Origin of the sequence: Pigmentiphaga soli (genome assembly GCF_039541095.1) — a bacterium.
Taxonomy (GTDB): domain Bacteria; phylum Pseudomonadota; class Gammaproteobacteria; order Burkholderiales; family Burkholderiaceae_B; genus Pigmentiphaga; species Pigmentiphaga soli.
On record NZ_BAABFO010000009.1, the window covers coordinates 21,320 to 47,123 of the forward strand.

A 25,804-nucleotide genomic window follows, 5' to 3' on the forward strand; every position below is an offset into this window, starting at 1 on the left:
AGACTAGGCCGCGCGGCCGGCGAACGCGGGCGCCTCGAAGGCCCGCACCGGCGGCGCCTCGCCTTCCCACTTGGCAATCTCCACCAGCGCCGACAAGGCGCTGGGCGCTTGCGTCAGGCGCGAGGTGCCGATGTCGAGCGTGAGGACGTTGGGATTGCCGTGGCGTTCCAGCGCGTCGCCGGCGGGATCGAACCAGGCGCCGGTCGACATGATGGCCACGCCGGGCATCACGCCGTCGTGCACCACCGCCGCGGCGATGCACGCGCCGCGCGCGTTGTACACCTTGACCAGGTCGCCGTCGGCGATGCCGCGGCGGGCGGCGTCGGCCGTGGCGAGCTGCACCCGCTCGCGGCCGTGGATCTTGCCCGCCGTGGATACCGCGCCGGCATCCAGTTGCGAATGGAGCTTGTCGGCCGGCTGCGACGTCACCAGGTGCAGCGGATAGCGCGCGGCGGCCGGCGCGCCCAGCCATTCGGCCGGCGGAATCCAGGCCGGGTGCGGCGGGCAGTCGTCGGCGTAGCCGAAGCCGGCGATGCGCTCGGAATAGATCTCGATCCTGCCCGACGGCGTCTTCAGCGGATGGGCGGCCGGATCGCGGCGGAAGTCCCCGAACAGCACGAAATCCTGCGCCGGCTCCGGCAGCTCCAGGTAGCCCGCGCGCCAGAACGCATCGAATTCCGGCACTTCGAAGCCGCCGCCGCGCCAGTTCGCCGCCAGCCCGGCATAGATGTGGCGCAGCCACTGGAATTCGTCGCGGCCTTCGGTGAAGGCGTCTTCGAAGCCGCCGCGGGCCGCCAGCTCGCGGTAGATGTCGAAGTCGTTGCGGCTTTGCCCCTGCGGCGGCAGCGCCTTGTGCATCGCCAGCACGAAGCGGTCGCGCGACGAGCCGCCGATGTCGTTGCGCTCCAGCGTGGTGGTGGCAGGCAGCACGATATCGGCGCGGCGCGCCGTGGGCGTCCACCAGCTTTCGTGCACGACGATGGTCTGCGGCCGGCTCCAGGCCCGCAGCAGCCGGTTCAGGTCCTGGTGGTGATGGAAGGGGTTGCCGCCGGCCCAGTACACCATGCGGATGTCGGGGTAGACGTCGGTGCGGCCGTTGAACTCGAACGGCTCGCCCGGCTGGAGCAGCATGTCGGCGATGCGCGCGACCGGGATCGACTTGCCGGCTGGATTGGCGCCGGCCGACATCTCGGGCGCGGCCACGCCCGGCCGCGGATTGCCCACGCCATTCATGGAGGCATGGCCGAAGGCGAAGCCGCCGCCCGGCAGGCCGATCTGGCCCAGCGCCGCGGCCAGCGCGATCACGGCCCAATAGGGCTGCTCGCCGCGGTGGGCGCGCTGCAGCGACCACGCGCAGGTCAGCAGCGTGCGGGTGCCGGCCGCCTGCCGCGCCAGCGCGCGGATCTCGGCTGCGGGCACGCCGCAGATGCCTTGCGCCCATTCCGGGCTCTTGGGCTGGCCGTCGGCGCGGCCCGCCACGTAGTCGGCGAAGCGGTCGAAGCCGGCGCAGTGCGTATGCACGAAATCGGCGGCATGCCGCCCGTCGGCCAGCAGCGCGTGCACCATCGCCAGCATCAGCGCGGTATCGGTATTGGGCCGGATCGGGATCCAGCGCGCGTCCAGCCCGGCGGGCACGTCGGCGCGCGTGGGGCTGACGATCACGAACCGCACGCCGGCGCGCCGCGCCTGTTCCAGCCAGCGCGGCGTGGAATGCTCGCCGGCGCCGCCCGAGGTGATCTGCGTATTGCGCAGCGGCAGGCCGCCGAAGGCCACGAACAGGCGCGTATGCGCCGCCACGTTCTTCCAGTCGGTGACCCGCCCGGTGACCGGCGCATAGGTGCCGATCACGTGCGGCAGCAGGAACTGCGCCGCGCCCCAGCTGTAGTTGCCGGCCTGGTTGACGCAGCCGCCGCCGGCGTTGAGGAAGCGATGGGTAAGCGTGCGCGCGTGGTGCAGCCGGCCGGCCGACGACCAGCCGTACGAGCCGCCGAAGATCGACGTGGCGCCGTATTGGCCGCGCATGCGCGCCAGTTCTTCGGTCACCAGTTCCAGCGCGGCGTCCCACCCGACCTCGACGAAGGGCTCGCTGCCGCGCGCCGCGCGGTCGGCGCCTTCCCGGCGTTCGAGCCAGCCCTTGCGCACGGCGGGCCGCGCGATGCGCAGCGGCGAGTGCACCATGCCCGGCATCGACTGCAGGATGGCCGACGGCGCCGGGTCGCGCTCGAAGGGCTCGCAGGCCTGCAGGCGGCCGTCCGCCACCACGGCGGTGAAGGCGCCCCAATGGGACAGGGAGGGATAGCGTTTCACGTTCATGCGTAGTCCAACGGCAGCGCCGTCGTGTATTTCAGCTCTTCCATCGCGAAACTGGAACTCACGTCGAACAGTTCCACGACCTGTATCAGTTTCTTGTACACCAGATCGAAGCCCTGGATGTCGGGCGCCACGACCTTAAGCAGGTAATCGATGTCGCCGCTCATCCGGTAGAACTCCACCACCTCCGGCATGTCGCGCACGCCGGCCGCGAATTTGCGCAGCCACTCCAGGTCGTGGTGGTTGGTCTTGATGGCCACGAACACCGTCACGCCCACGCCCAGCTTGCGGTTGTCGAGCAGGCAGACCTGCTTGCGGATGACGCCTTCCTGGGTCAGCCGCTGGACGCGCTTCCAGCAGGCCGTGGGCGACAGGCTCACGCGCTCGGCGATCTCGTTCACCGACAGGGTCGCGTCTTCCTGGAGGATGGAAAGGATATTTCTGTCTTTTCGGTCCACGGGAAACCTTGAATCATTCTATTGGCGGAATGGGGAATATTTTTTCCATTTTCCCGCAAAGAAGGCGAAACAAGGAAAAAAATTTAACGCGCCCCGCCCCTACACTTTTCCCATGACGGCACGCAACGCCGCGCATTTCCAAGGACAGCAGGCAGCAATGAAAGAGAAGACCAAGCTGGTGACCGCCGGCCGCCACCCCGAACGTTTCGCCGGCCTCGTGAACACGCCCGTTTGCCGCGGCTCCACGATCCTGCACGGGTCGATGGCCGAATGGGAAGACAAGAAGCGGCGCCGCGCCGCCGACGAGGCCGGCGCCAGCACCTACGGCCGCTTCGGCAACCCCACCCACCACGCCCTGGAAGAGGCGATCGCCGAACTGGAAGGCGGCTACCGTTCGCTGGTCTATCCGTCCGGCCTGGCCGCGGGCACCACCGCGCTGACCTCGCTGCTGGCCGCGGGCGACCACGTGCTGCTGACCGACAGCGCCTATTCCCCCACCCGCACCTTCCTGACCCGCGTGCTGGGCCGGTTCGGGGTCGAGACGACCATCTACGACCCGGCCGCCGGCGCCGGCATCGAAGCCAGCATGCGGCCCAACACGCGGGTCGTGTACGTGGAATCGCCCGGCTCCGAAACCTTCGAGGTACAGGACGTCCCGGCCATCGCCGCGGCGGCGCACCGGCACGGCGCCAAGGTGGTGATGGACAACACCTGGGGCACGCCGCTTTTCTTCAAGCCGTTCGAACACGGGGTCGACGTTTCCATCCAGGCCGCCACCAAATACATCGTGGGCCATTCCGACGCCTTGCTCGGCATCGTCACCTGCACCGAGGAAACCTGGCCGCTGGTCAAGCGCACCACGCAGGACCTGGGCCAGACCGCCGGCCCCGACGACATCTATCTGGCGCTGCGCGGGCTGCGCACCATGAACGTCCGCCTGCACCAGCACTGGCGGGCGGGGGTCGAGGTCGCCGCCTGGCTGCAGACGCGGCCGGAAGTGGAAGCGGTGCTGCACCCGGCGCTGCCCGGCCATCCGGGCCACGCGCTGTGGAAGCGCGATTTCCGCGGCGCCTGCGGCCTGTTCGCCATGGTGCTGAAGCCGGCCGCGCCCGCCGCGGTCGAGGCCTTCGTCGACAGCCTTCGATTGTTCGGCATCGGCGTGTCGTGGGGCGGCTACGAAAGCCTGGTCGTTCCCTTCAACCCGGCCGGCGACCGCGTGACCGCCAAATGGCCTTACCGCGGCCAGGCGCTGCGGCTGCACGTGGGCCTGGAAGACCCGGCCGACCTGATCGCCGACCTGGAACGCGGTTTCGCCGCGCTGGCCGAGCGGCGCGAAAAGGGGCGCCGCGCTGCATGAGCGTCCCCCGGCGCGGCCGCCCCCGGGCGGCGCGCGCCGGCATGCGTGGAGCCCGCCGCCCGGGGAGTATCATGTAACAGTTTTCCAAATCGGTGAATCGCCATGGCCAAGATGCAAATCGAAGGGTCGTTCGTCGCCCTCGTCACCCCGTTCAACAAAGATGGCAGCGTGGATTTCGAAGGCTTCCGCACCCTGCTGAAGTTCCACGAAGACAACGGCACCGCCGCCGTGCTCATCATGGGCTCGACCGGCGAGGTCTCGATGCTGTCGCCGCAGGAACGCCAGCAGATCATCGTCGAGACGGCCAAGATGAAGACCGGCAAGATGAAGTTCTTCTACGGCTGCACCGGCAACAACACCGCCACCACCATCGACTATCTACGCTTCGCCCGCGCCAACGGCGCCGACGGCGCGATCCTGGCGGCCCCGGCCTACATCTGCGCCGCGGAATCCGACATCGAGGACTACTTCCTCGAAGTGGCCGATGCCACCGACCTGCCCCTGGGCATCTACAACAACCCGCCGCGCGTGAAGACCGACCTGCACTGGGACAACCTGCTGCGCATCTTCAAGCATCCCAACTACGTGGTGCACAAGGAATCCACCACCCGCGTGGGCCAGGTGGCGCAGGTCCTGCGCGGCCGCCCCGACGTGTCGGTGATGTGCTGCGACTCGCCCAACCTGGGCCTGGTCGTTCCCACCATGAGCCTGGGCGGCCACGGCACCGCCAACATGACCGGCAACATCGCGCCGGCCGAGATCGCCGTCATCTCCAGGCCGTGGAAAACGCCCGAGGTATCGGTCAGCTTCCGCGACATGTACCTGCACATGCTGCCGATGCTGCATTTCTCGTATTCGGCCATCAACCCGGTGGCGATCAAGTCGCTGATGAAGGCCGTGGGCCTGCCCGCCGGCGAGCTGCGCAAGCCGCTCAAGGGCCTGGCGCCGGAAGCGCTGCAGAAAGGCCTGCGCATCGTGCGCGACCTCGAACTCGACCAGAAATACGGCTGGAGCTCGCCCGAGCTGAAGTCGTTCTGATCGCGCAAGGGGCCAGGGCATGGATCTCGGCATTCAAGGCCGGCGCGCGCTGGTATTCGGCGGCAGCCGCGGCATGGGGCGGGCCTGCGCGCAGCAGCTTGCGGCCGAAGGCGTACAGGTGACGATCGCCGCCCGCACGCTGGCCACGCTGGAACAGGCGGCCGCCGAAATCACAGCCTGCACCGGCCATCCGGTGCAGGCGGTGGCGGCCGACATCACCACCCAGGCGGGCCGCGACGCCGCGCTGGCCGCCTGCCCCGCTCCCGACATCCTGGTGAACAATGCCGACGGCCCGGAGCCGGGCGATTTCCGGCAATGGACGACGGACGACTGGCATGCGGCGCTCGACGCCATGATGCTCGGCCCGATCGAGATGATCCGCCGCACGGTGGACGGCATGATCGAGCGCCGCTTCGGCCGCATCGTCAACATCGTGTCGCGCAGCGTGAAGACGCCGCAGATCGAGCTGGGCCTGTCCAACGGCGCGCGCTCGGGCCTGGTGGGCTTCGTGGCCGGCCTGGCGCGCCAGACGGTGCGGCACAACGTCACCATCAACAACCTGCTGCCGGGCGTGTTCGCCACCGATGCCCAGCGCCGCCACATCCGGGGCATGCTGGAAAGCACCGGCAAGACCTTCGACCAGCTGTGGGAAGAACGGGGCAGCAACAATCCGGCCGGCCGCTATGGAAAGGCCGAAGAACTGGGCGCCTATTGCGCTTTCATCTGTTCCGCGCACGCCGGCTACATCACGGGGCAAAGCCTGCTGATCGACGGCGGCGGATACCCCGGAACGTTTTGAGACGGTCGTTGAAGAAGAATTCGTCGCGTATTTCCTAATAACCGAAAAATATAAAGAAAACAGAGACAATTCTTTTTTCGTACATGGGGAAAAACATGAACCGCTCTACCCGCCGCACCTTTCTCAGCACCGCCATGGCCGTGGGCGTGGCCGGCCTCGCCTTCTCCTGCGCCGCCGCCGCGCAGGACGCCTATCCCACCCGGCCGATCACCATCATCGTCCCGCACGCGCCCGGCGGCGCGGTCGACAGCACGGCCCGCCTGTTCGCCGACAAGCTCAAGGACGAACTGAAGCAGTCGGTGGTGGTGGAAAACCGCGCCGGCGCCTCCGGCATGATCGGCGCCGCCTACGTGGCGCGGGCCGAGCCCGACGGCTACACGCTGTACTTCAACGCGTCCATCCACGCGATCAATCCGCTGCTGTACAAGAAAGACGTCAAATTCGACGCCGTCAAGGACTTCACCCCGATCAGCATGCTGGCGCAGGGCGCGCTGATCTTCAGCGTCAACCCCAAGGTGCCCGCCCGCAACGCGCAGGAGATGGCCGCCCTGCTGAAATCCGATCCCGCCAAGTACACCTTCGTGACCAGCGGCTTCGGCTCGGCCGGCCACCTGGGCGCCGCGCAGTTCCTGTACGACGTGAAGATGGCCGGCGACATCCCCATCGTGCTGTACAAGGGCGCCGCGCCGGCGCTGCAGGACCTGGTCGGCGGGCAGGTCTCGGCCATGATGGACCCGATGCTGTCCTCGCTGCCCTTCGTCAAGGCCGGCAAGCTGCGCGCCCTGGCCGTGACCGGCCACGACCGCAGCCCGCTGCTGCCCGACGTGCCCACCATGCGCGAATCCGGCTTCAAGGATTTCGAGTTCTATTCCTGGTACGGCCTGTGGTCGCCCGCCAAGGTGCCGGCGCCGATCGTCAGCAAGCTCGAAGCCGCCTCGGCCAGGATCATGGCCTCGCCCGACGTCAAGGAACGCCTGGCCTCGCTCGGCTTCGAATCGGCCTACAAGAACTCGGCCGACTTCGCCAAGTACATCGACTCCGAAATGGCCCGCTACCAGAAGATCATCGACGCGGCCCACATCACCGTCGAATAAGGCCGGGCGGCGCCCATGAAAGTGCTCGTGCTGGGCGCCGGCGTGGTCGGCGTGGCCACCGCCTATTACCTGCGGAAGGATGGCCACGACGTCACCGTGGTCGACCGCCAGCCCGGCCCCGGCCGCGAAACCAGCTACGGCAACGCGGGCGGACTGTGCCCCAGCTTCGCCGGCCCCTGGGCCGCACCCGGCATGGTGACCAAGGTGCTGAAGCAGTCGCTGCAGCGCCATTCCCCGATCCGCTTTTCGCCGCTGCCCGAACCGCGCAGGATGGCGTGGGCGCTGCAATGGATGCGCAATTGCACGCCCGAGCGCTTCCGCGTCAACAAGCTGCGCATGCAGCGGGTGGCGCACTACAGCCTGCAATGCCTGCGCGACCTCGTCGCCGCCGAACCGCTGCCAGGTTTCGATTTCCACGAAGGCGGCGTGCTGCAGATTTTCAGGACGCCGGCTGAACTGGAACTGGGCCGACTGTCGGCGCGGACGCTGGAGGAATACGGCGTGCCGCGCCGCATCCTCGACGCCGCGCAGGCGGCCGAAGTCGAACCCGCCCTGGCCCGCAGCGCCGTCGGCATGGCCGGCGCGCTGCATCTGCCGGCCGACGCCTCCGGCGACTGCCACAAGTTCTCCCGCAACCTGGCGGCGCTGCTGCAACAGCGCGGCGTTGCGTTCCGCTATGGCGTGGCGATCGAATCGATCGCGCGCGAGGGCGATGCCATCGGCGCGGTACGCGCGTCGAACGGCGAAACGCTGCGGGCCGACGCCTACGTGGTCGCGCTCGGCAGCCATGCGCCGTTCCTGCTGCGGCCGCTGGGGCTGAAACTGCCCGTCTATCCGCTGAAGGGCTACTCCATCACCGCGCCGGTCGACGATCCGGACGGCGCGCCCACGATGGCTGTGATGGACGAGCACAACAAGGTAATGATTTCGCGCCTGGGCGACCGCATCCGGGCGGCCGGCATGGCCGAACTGACCGGCTACGGCCTGGGCCTGGATCCGGCCCGGCGCGAGCTGCTGGTGGGCGTGGTGCGGGAGCTGTTCCCGCAAGGCCTCGACTGGAGCCGGGTGGAATTCTGGGCCGGTCTGCGCCCGATGACGCCGGACGGCCCGCCCATCCTGGGCCGCACGCGCTGGCCCAATCTGTTCCTGAACGGCGGGCACGGCTCGAACGGCTGGACCCAGTCGTGCGGCACGGCCCGGATCGTGGCCGACATCGTGGCCGGCCGGCGCCCCGCGGTCGACCTCGACGGGCTGACCGCGGAACGTTTCCACCGCGCCTGAAACCGGCCCGGGCTCAGGACCGCACGCTTTCGAGCAGGGCGGTGACGAAGCGGCTGCCGGCGGGTGCCCGATGGCCGGACGTGGGATGAATGACCGCAATGACCTGATGCGCGCGCGAGGACTTGATCGGTATCGCCACCAGCGTGCCATTTGCCACGTCCCGCTCCACGGACAGACGGGACAGGAAGCCCGCGCCGAACCCACGCAGAATGGCTTCCTTCACCCCTTCGACGCCCACCGTCTGGAACTTCACGTTCAAGCGCGCACCGGCGCTTGCCACAAGACGGTCCACCAGGCCCTGCGTGGCCGAGCCGGGTTCGCGGCTGACGATGTCGAGCCCATCGAGCTTGCGCAGGTCGACGCTCTTGAAGCGCGCCAGCTTGTGGCCATGCGGCACCACCAGCACCGTGTCGTCCTTCATCAGATGTTCGGCCACCAGATTCGGGGGCAGCTTCGACAGCAGCGCCGGCGCGCATCTCACGACGGCCAGGTCGCCCTGCCCACGCTTGAGCGCTTCGATGGCGCTTTCCGCCTGATGGCGCGAAATCTTGATGTCGATGCCCGGATAGCCGGCATGGAAAGAGGACAGAACCGGCGGCAGGAAATATACGGCGGTCGATGTGCTCGCCAGCAGATGCAATGAGCCGACCTCCAGCCCCTTGAGCCGGACCACCGCCTGGTTCGCCCCCTCGACGGCCCGCGCGCAGGCTTCGGCATAGGGGAGCAGGGTCTCCGCCTCGCGCGTCAGCGTGACCCCGTAGCGATGCCGCAGGAACAGCGGCGTACCGACGGAATCGGCGAGTTCGCGCAACTGAGCGGACACCGCGGGCTGGGTTTTTCCCAATTCGTTGCCGGCGGCCGTAAGACTGCCTGTGCGCGCCACGGCAGCCAGCGCAAGCAGATGATCGGCGACGATGCGCATGTCTTCCAGATATAAATAAAACGTACATCTTACCCATTTCAAGTCTATTTGACTGTGGTCTGGAGGCTGCCTAGAGTACGGAACACCACCGCTATGCAAAGGAGACGAAGCGATGAAGATCACAAAGGTATCGTGCGAGATGGTCACCATCCCCTACAAGAACCCCTATCGGATGGCGCCGGGCGAGACGCGGTCGAAAAAGCAGATTCTGGTGTTCATCGAAACCGACGAAGGCTTCACCGGCGTCGGCGAGAGCGGCGTCACGCTGCTGGAACGCGGCGGCGAATCGCAGGAAGCGATCTACATCGCCATCAAGAAATATCTGGGCCCGCTCGTCCTCGGCATGGACCCGTTCGAAATCGGCCGCATCATCGACACGATGGAGGGATCGATCCAGGGGCGGACCGGCAACCTGTGCGCCAAGGCGGCCATCGACACTGCGCTCTACGACATCATGGGCAAGGCCACCGGCCGCCCGGTCGCCGCGCTGCTCGGCGGCGTCTACCGGACCGACTTCGGCGTCAGCCGCAGCCTGGGCGTGAAGTCGCCCGCCGAGATGGGCGCCGACGCGCTGCGCCTGAAGGCCGAGGGCTACGCCATGCTGACCGTCAAGGCCGGCTTCGATCCCAGGGAGGACATCGAACGCGTGGCCGCCGTGCGCGATGCCGTGGGCGCCGACTATCCGATCGAGGTGGACATCAACGGCGCGTATACCGTCGAGGTCGCCATTCCTACGCTGAAGAAAATGGAGCGCTACGGCATCGAGGCGGTCGAGCAGCCCGTCGCCTGGTGGGATCTCAAGGGCATGCGCGAGGTGCGCTGCGCGATCGATACCCCGGTCACCGCCGACGAGAGCGCCTGGACGCCCTACGACGTGGCCAACATCGCGCGCGAAGGCGCCGCCGACACGATCTGCCTCAAGCCCATCAAGAACGGCGGCCTGTATCTGAGCCGCCGCATGGCGGAAATCGCCGATGCCGCGGGGATGGGCGTGCTGATGGGCAGCAAGCATCCGTTCGGACCGGGCACGTCGGCGCTGATCCATTTCGCCGCCGCCATCCCGGCCATGCATCCGGTGCTGGGCTATGGCTCTCCGCTGGAACGGCTGGTCGACGACATCTGCGATGACCCGATCCGGATGGTCGACGGCAAGGTCGCGCTGCCGCCCGGCGCCGGCCTGGGAGTAACGGTATCGGAAGAAAAGATGCAGAAGTACCGGGAGACGTTCGCCATCTAGATACCCGGCCCAGGGCGGGCACCCGCCATAACGATAAGGAGACACGACATGAACACGCCTACGCGCCTTGCAGCGGCGTTGGCCCTGCTCTGCACGGCCGCCTGGACGGGGCCGGCGGCGGCGGACGATTTTCCCAGCCAGCCGATTCAGCTCTACGTCGCCTTCGCCCCGGGAGGCGGCGCCGACATCAACGCCCGCATCGTCGCCAGGAAGGCATCCGAAATCCTCGGCCGCAGCATCGTGGTGGTGAACCGCGGCGGGGCCGGCGGCATCGTGGCGGCCAAGCTGGCCGCCGCCGCCCGGCCTGACGGCTATACGCTGCTGCAGGTCACCATCACCCATGCGATCGCCGAAGGCGTCTATACCGGCCTGCCCTATCGCCTGCTGGCCGACTTCGCACCGGTAGCCGCCACCGGTTCGACGCGCTACATGCTGGCAGTCAACGGCAAGGTACCGGCGAACGACGTCCGCCAGTTCATCGACTACGCGAAATCGGCGGCGCATCCGGTAACGTCCGGCACATCGGGCAACAACGGGCCGACCGACCTGGCGACCAAGCTGTTCGCGCGCTCGGCCGGCATCGAGATCCAGGGCATCCCGTACAAAGGCGCCAACGAAGCCGTCACCGACCTGGTGGCCGGGCGAGTCGACATGTCGTTCATCGTGCTGCCCGCCGCCATGCCCCTCATCAAGGCCGGGCAGATCAAGGCGCTCGGCGTCACCGGCCTGCAGCGCAGCGCGCTGGCGCCGGATTTCCCCACCGTGGACGAATCGGGGCTGAAGGGCTTCGAAGCCTCGACGTGGTTCGGCATCGTCGCGCCGGCCGGCACGCCGGATCCCGTGCTCGACAAGCTGCACGACGCCTTCGCCCGGGCACTGCAGGATCCCGACACGCAGAAGCAGCTGATCCAGGGAGGCATCGAAGCCGAACCCCGGTCCCGGCAGGCGTTCGCCGGGTTCCTGAAAGGCGAGGTCGACCGCTGGACGCGGATCGTCGACGAGACGGGAGTGCCGAAGCAGATCCTGAACTAGGCCTGACGATCCAGGCCGGAAGCGGCGGCATGGCGGGCGATCGCATTCCGCAATCCCCGCCCTGCGCCGTCAGGCCGGCCTGTTGGCCGCCACCGGCGCCGCCGGCGAACCGCGCCGCAGCGCCAGGATGATGCCGATGGCCACCAGGATCGACCCGGCGCTGATGATGAAGCCGCCGGTATAGCTGCCCGTCGCGTCCTTGATGGCGCCCATCAGCCAGTTGGTGCTGAGCCCTGACATCACGCCCAGCGAATTGATGATGGCGATGCCCGCGGCCGCGGCCGGGCCGCTGAGGAACGACGCAGGCAGGGTCCAGAACACGGACTGCACGGTGCTCTGCCCCAGGATGCCCAGCACGATGCCCAGCATCTTCATTTCCGGCGACGAGGCCAGCACGAAGATCGCCGCGCCCACGAAGGCCAGGCACAGCGAAGCGATGGCGTAGCCGCTGCGGTCCCTGCCCTTGTCGCGGTCGGACCAGCGGCCGTAGATGATGCAGCCGATGGTGCCCAGCAGATAGGGAATCGCCACCAGCAGGCCGGTCTGCATATTGGTCAGCCCGAAGCCCTTGACGATCTGCGGCAGCCAGAAGCCGTTGGTGTAGACCATCGCCGCGATGACGTAGTACACCGCGGCCAGCAGCAGCACGCGGGGGTTGAGCAGCACCTGCCCGACGCTCAGCTTGACCTGCTTCTCGCGCTCGGCGTTTTCCTGGGCCAGCCGGGTCGACAGCCAATCCCGCTCGGCCGGCGCCAGCCAGCCCGCCTGCCCGGGATTGTCGGGCAGCCAGCGCAGGACCACCGCGGCCAGGATGATGGCCGGCGCTGCTTCCAGCAGCAGCAGCCATTGCCAGCCGCCCAGGCCGCCGATGCCGTCCATGCCGAGCAGCGCGGCCGACAGCGGGCTGCCCACCACGTTGGCGAACGGGCTGGCGGCCATCAGCAGGCCGACGGCGCGGCCGCGGTACTCGTTGGGCATCCACTGCATCATGTAGTAGACCAGGCCCGGGAACAGGCCGGCCTCGGCCAGCCCCAGCAGGACCCGCATGACGTAGAAGCTGTGCTCGCCCTGGATGAAGGCAGACCCGCCGGCGATGATGCCCCAGGTGACCATGATCCGCGCGATCCAGCGGCGCGCGCCGAAACGGACCATCATGAGATTGGACGGCACTTCGCACAGGAAGTAGCCGAGGAAGAACAGGCCCGCGCCGGTGCCGTAGGCGGTGGCGCTCAGGCCCAGCGCCTTGTTCATTTGCAGCGCGGCGAAACTGATGTTGACGCGGTCGAGCCACGCCACCAGATAGATGATGATCAGCAGCGGCATGAGCCGCCACAGAACCTTGCGCATGGTAATGCTTTGCATGATGAAGGGATCCTCAGTTCCGGTAGTCGGAGCCGTTGCGGTCGATGATGCGCTTCAAGGCCTCGAAGTGCAGATCCCACGTCGACTTCGAGCCGGTGATCACGTTTTCTGAATAGATGCGGGCCGTGCGGGTCACCGCCTCTTCGGTGCAGTCCAGCAGTTCCTGGTTGGTCCACATGGCGTACATCTGCACCTGCGCGGCGCGCTCCAGGTAGTACAGCCGGTCGTAGGCCTCGGCCACGGTGCGGCCGGTCACCAGCACGCCGTGATTGGCCATGAACAGGATGTTCTTGTCGCCCAGTACGCGGGCCAGGCGCTCGCCTTCTTCCACGTCGCGCACCGGGCCGTCGAAATGCATGTCGTAGACGGCGTCGCGCGCCACGCCGATCTCGGTCTGGCCGATGAGCTTGATGCGCGGATCCTTCAGGCGCGTCAGCGCGCTGGCGTAGGGCATGTGGGTATGCAGGACGCACTTGGCGTGCGGGGCCAGCCGATGGATGGGCGCGTGGATGCAGTACGCCGAACGCTGGATGCGGCCGTCGCCCTTCAGGATACGGCCGTCTTCCAGCGACACTTCCATGAAACAGCTGGCCGTCACCTCGGCCCAGTGCAGGCCGAACGGCATGTGCAGGTAGCGGTCGGGCTTGCCCGGAACCACCAGCGTGAAGTGGTTCATGATGCCTTCGGCCAGATCGTGCATGACGGCGATCCGATGGGCCGCGGCGAGGTCGACGCGCGCCTGCCATTCGATCGCTTCCTGGTCTTGCGCGCTGACAGCCTGGACAGAGGTATCCATGGCTTTCCTCCTCGATATGCTTGAAGCTTGAAAAAGATGCGTGAAACCCCGGCACGACACGACGCGCGGCCGGGGGTTGTCGGGCGGTGCAGCCGAGGGGATGGGCGGGGGGGGGGGTAATCCCGGATGTTATGCCGACACGCTTGACAAGCGGCTTAAAGCGGCTGTCCGAGCGGCCGGCGGCCCCATGGAGCGGCGCCGTTCAGCGCGCGCCGACGGCAGCCAGCAGCGGAGCGGGCGCGTCGCCGGCCGGCCGCAGCAGCTTGGCCGCGTTGCGGAAAATGAATTCCAGCACCGCTTTCTGCGTGCGCGTGGACGGGCGCAGCGAATACGTGGCCATCGACAGGCGGCTGTACAGCGGCGGATCGACGATCCGGTGCAGACAGAAGGCGCCGGGCCGCGCGGCCGTTTCCACCGCGCGGCGCGACAACAGCGTGCCGCCCACGCCGTCGGCCACCAGGTCGAGAATGGCGGCAATGCTGTCCACTTCCAGCGCAACGTCAGGCTTGCAACCCATCAGCTCCATCTCGCGGTCCACCAGCAGGCGCAGCGTGTGGGGCCGGGTCGGCAGCACCAACGGCTGCGCGGCCACCTCGCGCAGCGTGGCAATTTCCGCCGCGATGCCGCCCCTGCCCGCAGCGCGAACCAGGAACAGTTCCTCTTCCATCAGCGGCACGATGTCGATGTCCGGCGTGGGACCGACGTTGTACAGCAGCGCGATGTCGAGCCGCCGGTCCAGCAGCATTTCGAGCAGGGACTGCGCCATGCCTTCGCTCACCGACAACCGGGCCTCCGGCAGGGTGCGGTGCACTTCGCGGATCAGCGGCGCCGCCAGCACGCGCGCCACGCTATAGGGCAGGCCGATGGCCACGTGGCCGGCCAGCGAGCCGCGCACCTTGCCCAGGTCCTCGCGGGCGCGATCCACCTGGTGCAGGATGGAACGCGCATGGTCCAGCAGCACCGTCCCGGCCTCGGTCGGCATCACGCCGCGCCCGGTGCGCGTCAGCAGCGTCTGGCGCACCTCCACCTCCAGCAGCCGCACCTGGCGGCTCAGCGCCGACTGCGCCACGTCCAGCACCAGCGCCGCGCGCGAGAAGCTGCCGAACTCGATGACATTGACGAAGTACTCGAGTTGCTTGAGGTCCATGGCGTCGTTCCTGGGGGTCGCAGGCATGCAATGTGCCGTGCAATCCCCCAAGATGTCCATGGTTTTATTGGGCATGCGGATTATTCGGGTTTGCCGATAAATACGCAGGGACGCGATGCAGCATAGCCCGGCGGCATCGGGGCCGCCCCCAGGATACTCACACGCGGCCGGCCTGGCGACGCCTCTGGGTCAACGCCATCAATTCTCCGACCCGCCCGCCATGCTCGATCCCGCGCACCCGCTCCACCAGTTCCCCGGCCGCCTCCGTGCCTATCACCGGCGCCGCCAGGCTGGTGAACTTGGCTTCGATCTCGGCATCGCTCATCGGCACCTGGATCGAGCCCTTGGGGTAGTCGACCTGGGCCGAGAACCTGCGGCCGTCCTTCATCGTGACGGTCATCCGGCACGACACGCCGCGCGGCAGCGAGGGATCGGCGGCGATATCGGTGATCCGCATCAGGCGCACGATGGCGGGGTCGTGGAGATTGCGGTCCGAATACTGATCGAGCAGGGCCCGGCCTTCGCGCAGCGCCACCGCGACGGAAAAGTGCAGGCTGAGTTGGGCCGCGTGATACGACTCGGGCGCTTTGTTCTGGTGCTTGTGCGCCCACGACGGATGGCGTTCGACCAGGATGGCGTCGATGTCCTCCAGCCGCGGCTCGTCGCGCCGGCGGATCTGCAGCGCGCAATCGATGGCGTTGTGGATGGGCCGGGCGCAGGAATACGGCTTGAACTCGATGTCGAGCCGGTACGGCGTGTCGAGGCCGGCCGTCAGCTGGGAAGGATCCGGCTCGTCGGTGAAGGCCTTGAGGAAGCCGCGCGGGCCTTCCAGCACGGTGTCCTGGCCGGTGAAGCCGAGCAGCGCCAGGTGGGCCGCCGTCAGGCCGCCGCGCGCGCCGGGGCCCGGGCTGAAGCGCTTCTGCATCGAATGCCCGTGGAACTCCAGGATGCCCGAGGCCTGGGCGCCGGCCAGGCCGATGGCCGACACCATCTGCTCGGCGGACAGGCCCCACAGCTTGCCGGCCGCGACCGCCGCGCCGAACACGCCGCAGGTGGGGGTCGAGTGGTAGCAGCGGTCGCGCAGCGACGGATTGGCCGCGCGGCTGACGCGTTCCATCATCTCGCAGCCGGCCGCCAGCGCCGCCAGCAGTTGCGCGCCGCTGGCGCCGGCTTTCTCGGCGGCGGCCAGGGCCGCGGAGAACACCGGCGGGCTGAAGTGGAAGTAGGCGAAGACGTCGATGTCGTCGAGCTCGATGCTGTGCGAGGCAATCGCATTGGCGAACGCCGCCTGTGCGGCCGGCGCCTTGCCATTGCCGCCGATCAGCGTGGACTGGGGCTGGCCGCCGTCGGCCAGCGCGTAGGCGCCGGCGATGCGGCCGCTTTCGGTCTGGCTGCCGGCCAGCGCCACGCCCAGGTAGTCGAGCAACAGCCGCTTGACGGCGGTCTTCGCCTGGTCGGTGATCGTCTCGGGCGTGAGCCGGGAGAAATGCCGGGCGAGGCGGTCCGCCGCCGTCGCGTTCGCCGTGGCCGTCATCGCCTGGGCTCCAGGTCGAGCCGGGCGACGATGCCTTCCAGCTCGGGCGAAGGCGCCGGGTAGCGCTTCATGACCAGCGGATCGTGGCCGGGGATGATGTGGTCGATCGACGCCGCCAGCGAGCGCAGGATGCGGTAGCCGTCCAGCATCTCGCCGACGTTGAACACCGAACGGAAGAAGCGCTCGGTCTCGATGTGCTCGTAGTAGTGCGAGGCGTCGGAAGCCAGCACCATCCAGCCGCGCTGCGTGTGCACCCGCACCGATTGCAGCCCGTGGGTATGGCCGCCGATGCGGTGCACGCTGACGCCGGGCGCCAGTTCCGCCGTGCCGTTGTGGAAGGTGACGCGGTTCTTGAAGACCCGGCGCACCATCGAAATCACGTCTTCCACTTCGATGCCGTGGCTGAACTGGTGGTTGCCCATGTAGCGGCCGGTGGCGTAGGCCATCTCGTCGTCCTGGATGTGGAACTGGGCGTTGGGAAAGTCGTGCAGCGTGCCGGCGTGGTCGTAGTGCATGTGGGAGATGATCACGTCCTTCACCTGCTCCGTATCGCAGCCGATCATCGCCAGGCCCTCGCGCGGGGTGCGCAGGTAATTGCGCTTGCGCTTGGCGCCGACCTCGGCGGTGAAGCCGACGTCGACCACGAAGCTGCGCTCGGCGTTGCGGATCAGCCAGACGAAGTAATCCATCGGCATCGGCCCTTCGTGCGGGTCGCCGCCCAGGAAGTTGTCTTTTCTCTGCAGGGGACGCCAGGCGTAGCGGATGGCGTAGACCTCGTAGGTGGGAAGCGTCATTCTGGTTTGCCTCGGAGGATGGTTGTTCGGTGGAAGGGGCCGGGCCTCAGCGGCGGGCCAGCAGCCGGCCCAGAGGGGCGGCGTCGTCGAGCCGGTCGAGGTTCAGCACCGTGTCGCGCAGTTCGGCCATCTGCGCTTCGGGCAGCACGTGGCGCACCAGCTTTTCGAACTTGGAAACGATGTCGGCGGCCGGCGCGAAGCGCTTCTCGCTGCCGCGCGAGGTTTCCACCGTGCGCTCCAGCTTCGTGCCGTCCTTGAAGAACACCTCGACCCTCACCATGTGCCGGTAGCGCCCGCCGCGCGCGGTGATGGCGGGATCGTTGACGACCTCGACCTTGTCGGCCAGCGCGATGCGGCGCGGGTCGAAGATTGCTTCCTGGGTGAACTGGTCGACGAACACGTCGCCTTCGAGCAGCAGCGTGGCGATGCAGAACGGCAGGTTCAGCTGGGCCGCGGTCATGCCCTCGGGGTGGTATTTCCAGCCGACGTGGTCGACCGTGACCTGCGAGCCGTGCACCACGATCTTTTCGAAATCGTCCGGGCCGAACGGCCGTTCATCCTGGATCTCGCGGATCGCGTCGAGCGCGGTGTGGCCGCTGAACACGCAGGAATAGAACTTGAGCGAGACGTTCATCGTCTCCCACACCTGGCCCAGGCCGGCGGTCAGTTCTTCCAGCTTGAAGCGATCGGTCGAGCGCGAGAAGGTGGTGCAGAAGCCGCCGTATTCGCATTCGAATACGTTGCGGATACCCGTCAGGCCGTCCTCGGCCATGAAGGCGCCGAGCACGCCGCATTGCGCCGAATGGCCCGCGTGCACGCGCTTGACCATCGCGCCGTACTGCGCCGCCATCAGCCCCGACGATTGGGTGCCGGCATGGCCGAGCGTATGGATGGTCCGTTCGACATCCAGCCGCAGCGCCCGCGCCGCGCCCGCCGCGGCGGCGAACACGCCGATGGTGCCGGCGGGGTGCCAGCCCTGGCCGATGTGATCGGGCGTCATGCAGATGCCGACGCGCGGCCCCACCTCGTAGGCGGCGATGGTCGCGGTCAGGAAATCCTTGCCGCTCATGCCGCCGCGCGCCTCGGCGATGGCCACCAGGCCTGGCAAGGTGGCGGCGCCCAGGTGCACCACGCCGCGGTGGTGCGCGTCGTCCAGCTCGAAGCCCTGCACCTGGGTGCCGTTGACCAGCGCCGCGTTGGGCGCCGACAGGCGCTGGCCGGTGCCCCAGACGGTACATGCGCGGGTATCGTCCAGCCGGCCGAGCGAACGCTGCAGGATCTCGCTCCATTGCAGGCCGGCGCCGTACAGGCCGCAGGCGAAGGCGTCGAGCAGCAGCAGCTTGGTGCGCTCGCGCACCTCGGCCGGGATGGCGTCGTATTCGAGTCCGGCAACGAACCGGGCAATGCCGCGCGAGTAGGTGTCATTGAAGTCGGCCTGTTGTTTTGCCATGAAGTTCTCCTGTCAGGGGCGCGGCGTGGCCGGGCCGCGCGCGATGGTCATGATCTCGGTGATGTCGGGCAGGGTTTCCAGCCGCTCGGCCTGTTCCAGCACCCGGCGCGCGTCCCGTTCGTCGATGGCGTGGCGCGTGCACGAGAAGAATTTCTTCAGGCGCTGCTCCCGCGTGAGCGGGTGGCCGATCCAGCCCGACAGGGTTGCCATGCGCAGGCCGAGCGCGCGGCCGTCCTTGAGCCAGACGTTGACGGTGGCCCAGGTCTGGTCGAAATCGGTGGGGATGGACGGATCCACCGTCAGCGTGACGGCCGGCAGCAGCGCCTCGACGTCGGGCGCGAAGCGGCGTTCGTTGGTGAACGAGTCGACGGTGATATCGCCGTCCAGCAACGCGACCAGCGTCGTGTACTGGATGCTGAACTTGCCGTCCAGGCCGCTGCGCGGATGCGGGCGGTTGACGTAGTCGAACGGCGGGAAGACAACTTCCACCCGCGCGATCTGCTCCGGCCGGATGCGGTGTTCCTCGCGCAGCGCCAGCGCCGCATCGATCGGGCGGTGGGTGAAGTAATTGCTGGGGTACTTCTTGAAGCCGACGCCCGGTTCCACCATCCGCAGCGGCGCCGCGAAGCCTTCGGTGAGCAGTTCGGGCCGGCCGTCGCCGTTCAGGAAGGTGTCGAAGAATCCCTTCGGGCCGAACACGTCGGCCGTGGCCGTCCACCCCATCTGCGCCAGCACGGCGCACTCCACGCCCATGCGCGCAGCGTGTCCGGAATGCGAGGACTTGGTCATCGTTCCGGTGTTGAGCGCGATGCTGCCGGCGCGCGAGCCGGCCAGGCCGAGGGCCATCAGCGTCTGTTCGTGGTCCAGGCCGAGCAACCGGGCCGAGCCGGCCACCGCGCCGAAGGTGCCGGTGGTGCCCGGCTTGTGGAAGCCCTGTCCCGTCTTCAGCCCGGTCGCCGCCAGCCGCAGCCGCGCCTGCACCTCGAAGGCCGCGGCGATCGCCTCGATGATGCGTTCGCCCGGCAGGCGGCGATGTTCCGCGATGGCGAGGATGGCCGGCAGCGTGGGCGAGGTGGGATGGTTGAGCGGATACCAGGTGTTGTCCCAGTCGAGCGCGTGCGCCATCGTGCCATTGGCGTAGGCAGCGTTCTGCATCGAGGTCTTGAAGCCGCCGGTGACGACGGTGGCCTGCTCGGCGCCGCCCATGGCGCGCACGTAGTCGATCGAGATGCGCCCCACGCCCAGCGGTTCAGCGGCGCCGGCGACGATCACGCCGAGGCCGTCGAGGAATACCTGGCGCGCCATGTCGACGGCCGGCGCCGGCAGCGTGCGGTAATCGATGGCCCGCAGCCTTTCGACGAAGGCCGAAGTGGTGGTGGATGGTTTCATTGCCGATTCATTCCGGCGTGGCGCCGGAGTCCTTGAAGACCTTGCCCCATTTGCCGATTTCGGACTGGATGTAGCTGCCGAACTCGGCGGGCGTGGAAGTGGCGGGCTCGACCCCGATGGCGGCCAGCTGCTTCTGCATTTCCGCGCTTCGCATCGCGTCGCCGATGTGCCGGTTGAGCAGGCCGACGATGGGCTGCGGCGTGCCGTGCGGCGCCAGCACGCCGTACCAGCAGGTCGCCTCGAACCCCGGCACGCCCGCCTCGGAAACGGTGGGCAGGTCGGGCGCCTGCGGCGAACGGTGCGACGAGGCGATGCCCAGCGCCTTCAGCCTGCCGGCCTTCAGGTAGGCCGACACCGCGCCCAGCGGGGCGATCATCACGTCGACCTCGCCCGCCATCAGGGCCGTCAGCGAGGGCCCCGCGCCCTTGTAGGGAATGTCGGTGATCTGCGTGCCGGTCATGCCCTGGAACATGATCATGGCCAGCGACGTGATGCTGCCCGGCCCGTTGGACGCGTAGTTGAGCGACTTGGGCTTGGACTTGGCCAGCGCGATCAGCTGCTGCACCGATTGCGCCGGCAGCTTGGGATTGGCCACCAGCACCATCGGCGAATCGGCCACGCGCGAGACCGGGTCGAGATCCTTGACGGCGTCGTACGGCAGGTCCTTGAAGCTGACGGCGCTGATGGCATGGGCACAGGTGTGGAACAGCAGCGTGTAGCCGTCGGCCGGCGCCTTGGCCACCATGTTCGTGCCCAGCGCGCCGGAGGCGCCCGGCTTGTTGTCGATGTAGAAGGTCTGCTTGAGCGACTTGCCGAGATGTTCGCTGAGCAGGCGAGCGACGGTGTCGGAGCTGCCCGGCGGGAAGGGGTTGATGATGCGCACCGAGTGGTTCGGATAGTCGTCCGCCGCCTGGGCGCCCTCGCCTGCCGCCAAGGTGCCGGCGGGGGCGCACAGGAACGACGCGAGCGCGGCCGATAGCGCCGTGCCGAGAAGCTTGAGCCGCATGAATGTCTCCTCTTTCGGGTTGATTCGTTCAACCGCTTGTCGGCGCCGCGGCCTGCCTGCGCGCCGCATTCGCCATGCGCCGAGCCGCAACGCTTGAACGCCCGACCATTATTAGGGAGACGACGCAGCCCACTCATGAAAGTTTGGAACAGCTGCGTTCAAAGTCCGCCGGCCGCGAAACGGCCCGCGCGCGAGAGAAGAAGGAGGGCTCAGTCGGGCTGGTTCTGACGCGTCTGGCGCAGGTAATTGAGCAGGTCGAGGGCGGCGCCGCGCAGGGTTTCCGGGTCGCGCACGCAGATGAAAAAGGCCCGTTCGGCCCACTCGTCGGTAAGCCGCAAGAGGCTCAGCGCAAGCGGCCGCAGATAAGTCCTGACAATGTTCTCCGGGGCGATGGCCAGGCCCAGCCCCTCCCGTACCATGAGGCAGCGCGCCTCCAGGTTCGACACTTGCAGCTTGATCGACGGCGGCCGCGAAATGGTGTGGCCGGCGATGCCCATGAAGGCCTCCAGCGTGTGCAGCGGGAAGTAGCCGAGGAAGTCGTACTCGAGGGCGTCTTCGAGCCGCAGCGCGCTGTGCCTTTCGAGCGGGTGGCCTTGCGGGACCACCAGGCCGATGCGATCCTTGCGATACGGAAACGACACGACGCCGGGGTTCGGATGCAGCGCGTGATAGATGCCGATGTCGGCATCGCCGTCGGAAATCAGGATCGGAATGTTCTTGCTGTGCGCCTCGACCAGGTCGACGCGCACGCCTGGGTGCAGCCGCGCGAATCCGCTCACCACCCGCGGCAGCCACTGGATGGTGGTCGACGGATTGGCCACCAGGCGGATCTTGGAATTGCCGTCGCGGTTGTAGGCGGCCAGCGCGTCTTCGGCCACCTGCACGCTGCGCAGGATGGCCTTGGCGCGGTGGTAGAGCATGGCGCCGGCCGCGGTGGGCTTGACGCCGCGCCCATGCCGCTGGAGCAGCGCCGTCCCCACGCGCGCTTCCAGCATCGACAGGCGCTTGCTCGCGGCCGAGGCCACCTGGTTTTCCAGCTTGGCGGCCTTGGTGAGACTGTTTTCTTCGATGGCCAGAACCAGCAGTTCCAGCGAAGCGATGTCGAGTTTTTTCATTGTGGTCGACGGTGTCGCGCCGTAGTGGCGATGATGCCCGTATGTATAACTCCGGCGCGCGGCGAACGCATCAGCGGGCGCGCGCGGCCCATGCCTTTCCGCACACAGGGAGACCGATGATGCTTACCCGGCGCCTGGCCGAATTCGTGATCGAGACAAGCAAGCAGGATATCCCGGGCGCAGTGCTCGACGCCGCGCGCAATGCCTTCATCGATACCGTGGGATGCGCCCTGGCCGGCGTGTCCGAGCCGGTGAGCGAGCTGGCCGCGCGCTGGGTCGACGAGACCGGGGCCCGCCCGCAGGCCACCGTGTGGGGCCGCAGGCTTTCGAGCTCTCCGGCCGAGGCCGCGTTCGCCAACGGCATCGCCAGCCACGCGCTGGACTTCGACGACGCCATGCCGACCCTGCGCGGCCACCCCAGCACGACCCTGGTGCCGGCGGCGCTGGCGGCCGGCGAAGTGGTGGCGGCCGCGGGCGAGTCGGTGCTGGCCGCCTACGTGCTGGGGCTGGAAGTGGCCGGCAAGCTGGGCAGCGCGGTCGGCGACGGCCACTATTTCCGCGGCTGGCACACCACCGCCACCATCGGCATGCTGGCCTCGACCGCCGCCGCGGCGCGGCTGTGGAAGCTGACCCCGGCCGAGCTGTGCACCGCCTGGGGCCTGGCCGCCTCGCAGGTATCCGGACTGGTGCGCAACTTCGGCTCCATGGCCAAGCCCTTCCACGCCGGCCACGCCGCCCGCGCCGGCATCCTGTCGGCCTGGATGGCCAAGCGTGGCTTCACCGCCGAGCCGGCGGTGTTCGACGTTCCCGGCGGCTTCATGTCGACCTACGGCGGCGGCGACGGGCCGCCGCTGGAAGAATGCGTCGCGCGGCTCGGCCAGCCTTGGGAGATCTTCGAGCCCGGCGTGTTCGTCAAGCGCTGGCCCTGCTGCTATGCCAACCACCGGCCGGTGGGCGGCATTCTCAGGCTGGTGGCCGAGCACGGCATCCGGGTGGAGGAGATCGAAGCGGTCGAAGTGGGTTTCCTGCCGGGCGGCGACGGCGCGCTGGTCAGCACCGATCCGCAGACCGGGCTCGAAGCCAAGTTCAGCATCGAATACTCGGCCGCCGCGGTGCTGCTGGACGGCGACCTGACGCTGGCGACCTTCACCGATCCCATGGTGCGGCGTCCGCAGGCGCGCGCGCTAATGGCCCGGGTGCGCCGCCACCGGCTCGAGGCCGAAGGAACGTATTCCGGCCTGAAGGGCTATACCGACGTCGCCATCGTCACTGCCGGCCGCGGCCGGTTCGCGCTGCGCGTCGACAAGACGCCCGGCTCGCCCGCCTGGCCGCTGACCGATGCGGAACGGGAACGGAAATTCATCGGCTGCGCCGCCCTGGCGCTGGACGACGCGAGCCTGCGGCGCCTGCTGGACCGGCTCGTCGACATGCGGGCGCTGCCCGACGTGCATGCCGTGACGCAGGCCACCGTCCGCCGGGAGTAGCCGGGCGGCGACGGCGATGCGTCCGACGCATCGGGCCCGGTCCACGCACGTTAGAATGGCCGTCCCTCCTTGGCGGACAAACCCGGATCTCCCCATGCCATTTTCCGTCTTCGCCATCGTCCTGTTCGCCGCCGCGCTGCATGCGGGCTGGAACGCCGCCGTCAAACTGGGCAGCGACAAAACCGCCGCCAGCATCCTGGTCGCCGCCAGCGCGGCGGCGATTGCCGCGGCGGTCCTGCCCTTCCTGTCCTTGCCCCAGGCACCGAGCTGGCCGTTCATCGCCGCATCGGCACTCATCCACGTGGCCTATTTCCTGCTGGTCGGCCGCGCCTATCATGCGGGAGACATGGGCCAGACCTATCCCCTGATGCGGGGGACCGCGCCGCTGGTCGTTGCCTTCGTCGGCACGCTTTTCCTGGGCGAGCCCCTGACCGAGGGCGGCGCCGTGGGCATCTTCCTGATCTGCTTCGGCGTGCTCGGCATGGCGCTGGGCAGCCGGCGCGGACAGGCGCGCGGCATCGCCTATGCCCTCGTCAACGCGCTGGTGATCGCGTCCTATACCCTGGTGGACGGCCTGGGGGTGCGGAATTCCGGCGCTCCGGCCGCCTATACGCTGTGGGTCTTCCTGCTGACCGGGCTGCCGCTGGGCGCGTATATGGCGGTCAGGAGCCGGGGCGCTTTCAAAGACCAGACGGTTGCGACGCTGTGGCGCCCGCTGCTTGGCGGGGCGGCCAGCCTGCTGTCCTATTCCCTGGTCTTGTGGGCGATGACTCAGGCCTCCATTCCCCTCGTGGCGGCGCTGCGCGAAACCGCCATCCTGTTCGGCGCGGCGATTTCGATCCTGGTGTTCAAGGAAAACGCCCGGCCCATCCGCATGGCGGCCGCTTGCATGATCGCGGCGGGAGCGACGGCGATGCGGGTGAAATAGGGCTACAACGCAAACCGGAAGGCGCGTTGACCGGCGGCGGGCGTTGGGATCACTCGGGCCGGACGTGGCCGGTCAACGCAGCACCGCGCACGCCACCCTGTCGCCGGCCCCGCCGATCGGCTGCGTCCGATAGTCGTCGGGATTGGCATGGATGACGAGGGCCGAGCCGTCGGCGTCGAGCAGCGCCGGGCGGCTGCTTCCCGACTTCAGCGCCACCAGCGTCGAATAGAGCTCCACCGTTGCCGAACCATCCGAGCCCGCATGGATATTCGGCAGGTCGCCGGCATCGTTGGCATTCGCGTTCAGCAGCCCGTGCACCACCGGCGTTTGGGCATGGACGTGCGCCCCGGCGCTCGTGAATTTCGGCGCGCCGCAATCCCCTTTCTCATGGAAATGGACGCCGTGCCAGCCCGGGGTCAGGCCCTTGATTTCGATGCGCACCAGGACACCGGCCGGCGCCTCCATGACCTGCACGGTGCCATGGGAGGCGCCGTCGGCGCCGATCAGTTCGCCGGATGCCGTATCGGCCAGCGCCCATGCCGGCGCAAGCCCCATGGTGAAGGCAACGGCGGTCGCGAGCCCGCGACGTGAATGAAATAGCATGGTCATCCCTCCATCTGAAGACGGCCACGACGGCCATGGCCGCTGTGGCCATATTACCGGCTTCCGTATCGCAGGCGCGACTCCGCGCAATCCGTGCCAGGCTCAGCGCCCCAGTTCCACCAGCCTGCGATGGATGGCGGCGTCGATCTCGATACCCCGCGTGCGCAACGCCGCCTATCCGTACATGATGGACATCGCCAATCGCTTCACCGCTTCGCTTTCGCTGGCAGGCCGGGCCAACACGAAAATGATCATCGTGCAGCGCGCCGAGGCGCCCGGCACGCTGCGGCTCAACTTCTCGGTCGGGCGAATGCTGTCTATGCGCCGTTCCGCCGTCGGCGCCGCCTACCTGGCTGCCACCTCGGAACAGGAACGCGCCGAGCTGATGGAGCAGCTACGGCGCGAGGCGCCGGAATCGTGGCCTTCGGTCCGGGCATACTTGGACGAGGCCAAGGCCATGTACCAGGAACACGGCTACGTCCTGAACCTGCGCCGCTACCATCCGGACATCAACGCCGTCGGCGTGCCGCTGATCGCGCCGAACGGATGGACCATCATGGCGACCAATTGCGGCGGCCCCAGTTCCGCCATGACGGTAGAACGCCTGACCGGCCCTATCGCGCAAGCCATGTTCGGCCTGGCGGCCACGTTGCGGACCATGCTGTAGG

At 68.2% G+C, this 25,804-nt stretch carries 23 protein-coding genes; 10 read left to right on the top strand and 13 right to left on the bottom strand.

Annotated features, from left to right (window positions below):
* Positions 1 to 3: 3 nt before the first annotated feature.
* Both ABD927_RS11000 and ABD927_RS11005 read right to left on the bottom strand, forming a co-directional pair.
* Entirely contained in the window at positions 4 to 2,313 is a 2,310-nt protein-coding gene (locus ABD927_RS11000; protein WP_345249262.1) for a molybdopterin guanine dinucleotide-containing S/N-oxide reductase, read from the bottom strand.
* The gene (locus ABD927_RS11005) at positions 2,310 to 2,768 is read right to left on the bottom strand and encodes an Lrp/AsnC family transcriptional regulator (protein WP_345249264.1); all 459 of its coding nucleotides are present in this window, start codon (positions 2,766 to 2,768) and stop codon (positions 2,310 to 2,312) included. Before ABD927_RS11005 ends, ABD927_RS11000 begins: the two co-directional genes overlap by 4 nt.
* Before the next feature lie 157 nt (positions 2,769 to 2,925).
* Here ABD927_RS11005 and metC point away from each other — a divergent pair, with 157 nt between their 5' ends.
* The 5 genes from metC (at position 2,926) to ABD927_RS11030 (ending at position 8,337) form a co-directional block, all read left to right on the top strand.
* Entirely contained in the window at positions 2,926 to 4,125 is a 1,200-nt protein-coding gene (gene metC / locus ABD927_RS11010) for a cystathionine beta-lyase (RefSeq protein ID WP_345249266.1), read from the top strand.
* A gap of 102 nt (positions 4,126 to 4,227) precedes the next feature.
* Entirely contained in the window at positions 4,228 to 5,163 is a 936-nt protein-coding gene (locus ABD927_RS11015) for a 4-hydroxy-tetrahydrodipicolinate synthase family protein (protein WP_345249268.1), read from the top strand.
* Between the two features lie 19 nt (positions 5,164 to 5,182).
* Positions 5,183 to 5,962: an SDR family oxidoreductase gene (locus tag ABD927_RS11020; RefSeq protein WP_345249270.1), complete on the top strand. Its 780-nt coding sequence runs from the start codon at positions 5,183 to 5,185 to the stop codon at positions 5,960 to 5,962.
* A 95-nt stretch (positions 5,963 to 6,057) separates the two neighbouring features.
* A complete protein-coding gene (locus ABD927_RS11025; protein WP_345249271.1) occupies positions 6,058 to 7,056 on the top strand; it encodes a Bug family tripartite tricarboxylate transporter substrate binding protein in 999 nt (332 codons plus the stop codon).
* A gap of 15 nt (positions 7,057 to 7,071) precedes the next feature.
* The gene (locus tag ABD927_RS11030; protein ID WP_345249272.1) at positions 7,072 to 8,337 is read left to right on the top strand and encodes a D-amino acid dehydrogenase; all 1,266 of its coding nucleotides are present in this window, start codon (positions 7,072 to 7,074) and stop codon (positions 8,335 to 8,337) included.
* Positions 8,338 to 8,350: 13 nt separating this feature from the next.
* Here the strand turns inward: ABD927_RS11030 and ABD927_RS11035 are convergent, their stop codons facing one another.
* Positions 8,351 to 9,259 (bottom strand): LysR family transcriptional regulator, encoded by a 909-nt coding sequence (locus ABD927_RS11035; protein WP_345249273.1) that lies wholly within the window; start codon positions 9,257 to 9,259, stop codon positions 8,351 to 8,353.
* 112 nt (positions 9,260 to 9,371) lie between these two features.
* Here ABD927_RS11035 and ABD927_RS11040 point away from each other — a divergent pair, with 112 nt between their 5' ends.
* Positions 9,372 to 10,496: a mandelate racemase/muconate lactonizing enzyme family protein gene (locus ABD927_RS11040; protein ID WP_345249274.1), complete on the top strand. Its 1,125-nt coding sequence runs from the start codon at positions 9,372 to 9,374 to the stop codon at positions 10,494 to 10,496.
* 48 nt (positions 10,497 to 10,544) lie between these two features.
* Complete coding sequence (locus tag ABD927_RS11045) at positions 10,545 to 11,528, top strand: Bug family tripartite tricarboxylate transporter substrate binding protein (protein WP_345249275.1); 984 nt, start codon at positions 10,545 to 10,547, stop codon at positions 11,526 to 11,528.
* A gap of 69 nt (positions 11,529 to 11,597) precedes the next feature.
* Here ABD927_RS11045 and ABD927_RS11050 read toward each other — a convergent pair whose 3' ends face one another.
* From ABD927_RS11050 to ABD927_RS11090, 9 genes are all read right to left on the bottom strand, one after another.
* Positions 11,598 to 12,890 (bottom strand): MFS transporter, encoded by a 1,293-nt coding sequence (locus ABD927_RS11050; protein WP_345249277.1) that lies wholly within the window; start codon positions 12,888 to 12,890, stop codon positions 11,598 to 11,600.
* A gap of 13 nt (positions 12,891 to 12,903) precedes the next feature.
* Positions 12,904 to 13,686 (bottom strand): class II aldolase/adducin family protein, encoded by a 783-nt coding sequence (locus tag ABD927_RS11055; protein WP_345249279.1) that lies wholly within the window; start codon positions 13,684 to 13,686, stop codon positions 12,904 to 12,906.
* 202 nt (positions 13,687 to 13,888) lie between these two features.
* Positions 13,889 to 14,833 carry a LysR substrate-binding domain-containing protein gene (locus ABD927_RS11060; protein WP_345249281.1) on the bottom strand — a complete coding sequence of 315 codons (945 nt, stop codon included), beginning with the start codon at positions 14,831 to 14,833 and terminating at the stop codon, positions 13,889 to 13,891.
* Between the two features lie 157 nt (positions 14,834 to 14,990).
* Positions 14,991 to 16,367, bottom strand: coding sequence for an MmgE/PrpD family protein (locus ABD927_RS11065; protein ID WP_345249283.1), 1,377 nt, complete (start codon positions 16,365 to 16,367; stop codon positions 14,991 to 14,993).
* A complete protein-coding gene (locus ABD927_RS11070) occupies positions 16,364 to 17,161 on the bottom strand; it encodes an N-acyl homoserine lactonase family protein (RefSeq protein WP_345249285.1) in 798 nt (265 codons plus the stop codon). The genes ABD927_RS11065 and ABD927_RS11070 overlap by 4 nt, the downstream gene beginning before the upstream one ends.
* 46 nt (positions 17,162 to 17,207) lie before the next feature.
* The gene (locus tag ABD927_RS11075; protein ID WP_345249287.1) at positions 17,208 to 18,611 is read right to left on the bottom strand and encodes an MmgE/PrpD family protein; all 1,404 of its coding nucleotides are present in this window, start codon (positions 18,609 to 18,611) and stop codon (positions 17,208 to 17,210) included.
* A 12-nt stretch (positions 18,612 to 18,623) separates the two neighbouring features.
* Positions 18,624 to 20,000 carry an MmgE/PrpD family protein gene (locus ABD927_RS11080; protein ID WP_345249289.1) on the bottom strand — a complete coding sequence of 459 codons (1,377 nt, stop codon included), beginning with the start codon at positions 19,998 to 20,000 and terminating at the stop codon, positions 18,624 to 18,626.
* 7 nt (positions 20,001 to 20,007) lie between these two features.
* Positions 20,008 to 21,006: a Bug family tripartite tricarboxylate transporter substrate binding protein gene (locus tag ABD927_RS11085; RefSeq protein WP_345249291.1), complete on the bottom strand. Its 999-nt coding sequence runs from the start codon at positions 21,004 to 21,006 to the stop codon at positions 20,008 to 20,010.
* A gap of 209 nt (positions 21,007 to 21,215) precedes the next feature.
* Positions 21,216 to 22,121, bottom strand: coding sequence for a LysR family transcriptional regulator (locus tag ABD927_RS11090; protein ID WP_345249293.1), 906 nt, complete (start codon positions 22,119 to 22,121; stop codon positions 21,216 to 21,218).
* A gap of 116 nt (positions 22,122 to 22,237) precedes the next feature.
* On the opposite strand from ABD927_RS11090, the gene ABD927_RS11095 reads away from it, so the two are divergent.
* On the top strand, positions 22,238 to 23,605 hold the full coding sequence (locus tag ABD927_RS11095) for an MmgE/PrpD family protein (RefSeq protein WP_345249295.1): 1,368 nt from the start codon (positions 22,238 to 22,240) through the stop codon (positions 23,603 to 23,605).
* 94 nt (positions 23,606 to 23,699) lie between these two features.
* Complete coding sequence (locus ABD927_RS11100) at positions 23,700 to 24,533, top strand: EamA family transporter (RefSeq protein ID WP_345249297.1); 834 nt, start codon at positions 23,700 to 23,702, stop codon at positions 24,531 to 24,533.
* 72 nt (positions 24,534 to 24,605) lie between these two features.
* On the opposite strand, the gene sodC is transcribed toward ABD927_RS11100, so the two are convergent.
* Entirely contained in the window at positions 24,606 to 25,142 is a 537-nt protein-coding gene (gene sodC, locus ABD927_RS11105; protein ID WP_345249299.1) for a superoxide dismutase[Cu-Zn], read from the bottom strand.
* 154 nt (positions 25,143 to 25,296) lie between these two features.
* Between sodC and ABD927_RS11110 the strand changes: the two genes are divergently transcribed.
* The gene (locus ABD927_RS11110; protein WP_345249301.1) at positions 25,297 to 25,803 is read left to right on the top strand and encodes an IclR family transcriptional regulator domain-containing protein; all 507 of its coding nucleotides are present in this window, start codon (positions 25,297 to 25,299) and stop codon (positions 25,801 to 25,803) included.
* The last annotated feature ends 1 nt before the right edge of the window (position 25,804 follow it).

Coding starts and splice junctions, on each gene's coding strand:
- ABD927_RS11100 (WP_345249297.1), top strand. CDS start 23,700: ATGCCATTTTCCGTCTTCGCCATCGTCCTGTTCGCCGCCGCGCTGCAT.
- ABD927_RS11070 (WP_345249285.1), bottom strand. CDS start 17,161: ATGACGCTTCCCACCTACGAGGTCTACGCCATCCGCTACGCCTGGCGT.
- ABD927_RS11015 (WP_345249268.1), top strand. CDS start 4,228: ATGGCCAAGATGCAAATCGAAGGGTCGTTCGTCGCCCTCGTCACCCCG.
- ABD927_RS11085 (WP_345249291.1), bottom strand. CDS start 21,006: ATGCGGCTCAAGCTTCTCGGCACGGCGCTATCGGCCGCGCTCGCGTCG.
- ABD927_RS11050 (WP_345249277.1), bottom strand. CDS start 12,890: ATGCAAAGCATTACCATGCGCAAGGTTCTGTGGCGGCTCATGCCGCTG.
- ABD927_RS11090 (WP_345249293.1), bottom strand. CDS start 22,121: ATGAAAAAACTCGACATCGCTTCGCTGGAACTGCTGGTTCTGGCCATC.
- ABD927_RS11020 (WP_345249270.1), top strand. CDS start 5,183: ATGGATCTCGGCATTCAAGGCCGGCGCGCGCTGGTATTCGGCGGCAGC.
- ABD927_RS11055 (WP_345249279.1), bottom strand. CDS start 13,686: ATGGATACCTCTGTCCAGGCTGTCAGCGCGCAAGACCAGGAAGCGATC.
- ABD927_RS11000 (WP_345249262.1), bottom strand. CDS start 2,313: ATGAACGTGAAACGCTATCCCTCCCTGTCCCATTGGGGCGCCTTCACC.
- ABD927_RS11030 (WP_345249272.1), top strand. CDS start 7,072: ATGAAAGTGCTCGTGCTGGGCGCCGGCGTGGTCGGCGTGGCCACCGCC.
- ABD927_RS11040 (WP_345249274.1), top strand. CDS start 9,372: ATGAAGATCACAAAGGTATCGTGCGAGATGGTCACCATCCCCTACAAG.
- sodC (WP_345249299.1), bottom strand. CDS start 25,142: ATGACCATGCTATTTCATTCACGTCGCGGGCTCGCGACCGCCGTTGCC.
- ABD927_RS11065 (WP_345249283.1), bottom strand. CDS start 16,367: ATGACGGCCACGGCGAACGCGACGGCGGCGGACCGCCTCGCCCGGCAT.
- ABD927_RS11035 (WP_345249273.1), bottom strand. CDS start 9,259: ATGCGCATCGTCGCCGATCATCTGCTTGCGCTGGCTGCCGTGGCGCGC.
- ABD927_RS11025 (WP_345249271.1), top strand. CDS start 6,058: ATGAACCGCTCTACCCGCCGCACCTTTCTCAGCACCGCCATGGCCGTG.
- ABD927_RS11080 (WP_345249289.1), bottom strand. CDS start 20,000: ATGAAACCATCCACCACCACTTCGGCCTTCGTCGAAAGGCTGCGGGCC.
- metC (WP_345249266.1), top strand. CDS start 2,926: ATGAAAGAGAAGACCAAGCTGGTGACCGCCGGCCGCCACCCCGAACGT.
- ABD927_RS11075 (WP_345249287.1), bottom strand. CDS start 18,611: ATGGCAAAACAACAGGCCGACTTCAATGACACCTACTCGCGCGGCATT.
- ABD927_RS11045 (WP_345249275.1), top strand. CDS start 10,545: ATGAACACGCCTACGCGCCTTGCAGCGGCGTTGGCCCTGCTCTGCACG.
- ABD927_RS11095 (WP_345249295.1), top strand. CDS start 22,238: ATGATGCTTACCCGGCGCCTGGCCGAATTCGTGATCGAGACAAGCAAG.
- ABD927_RS11060 (WP_345249281.1), bottom strand. CDS start 14,833: ATGGACCTCAAGCAACTCGAGTACTTCGTCAATGTCATCGAGTTCGGC.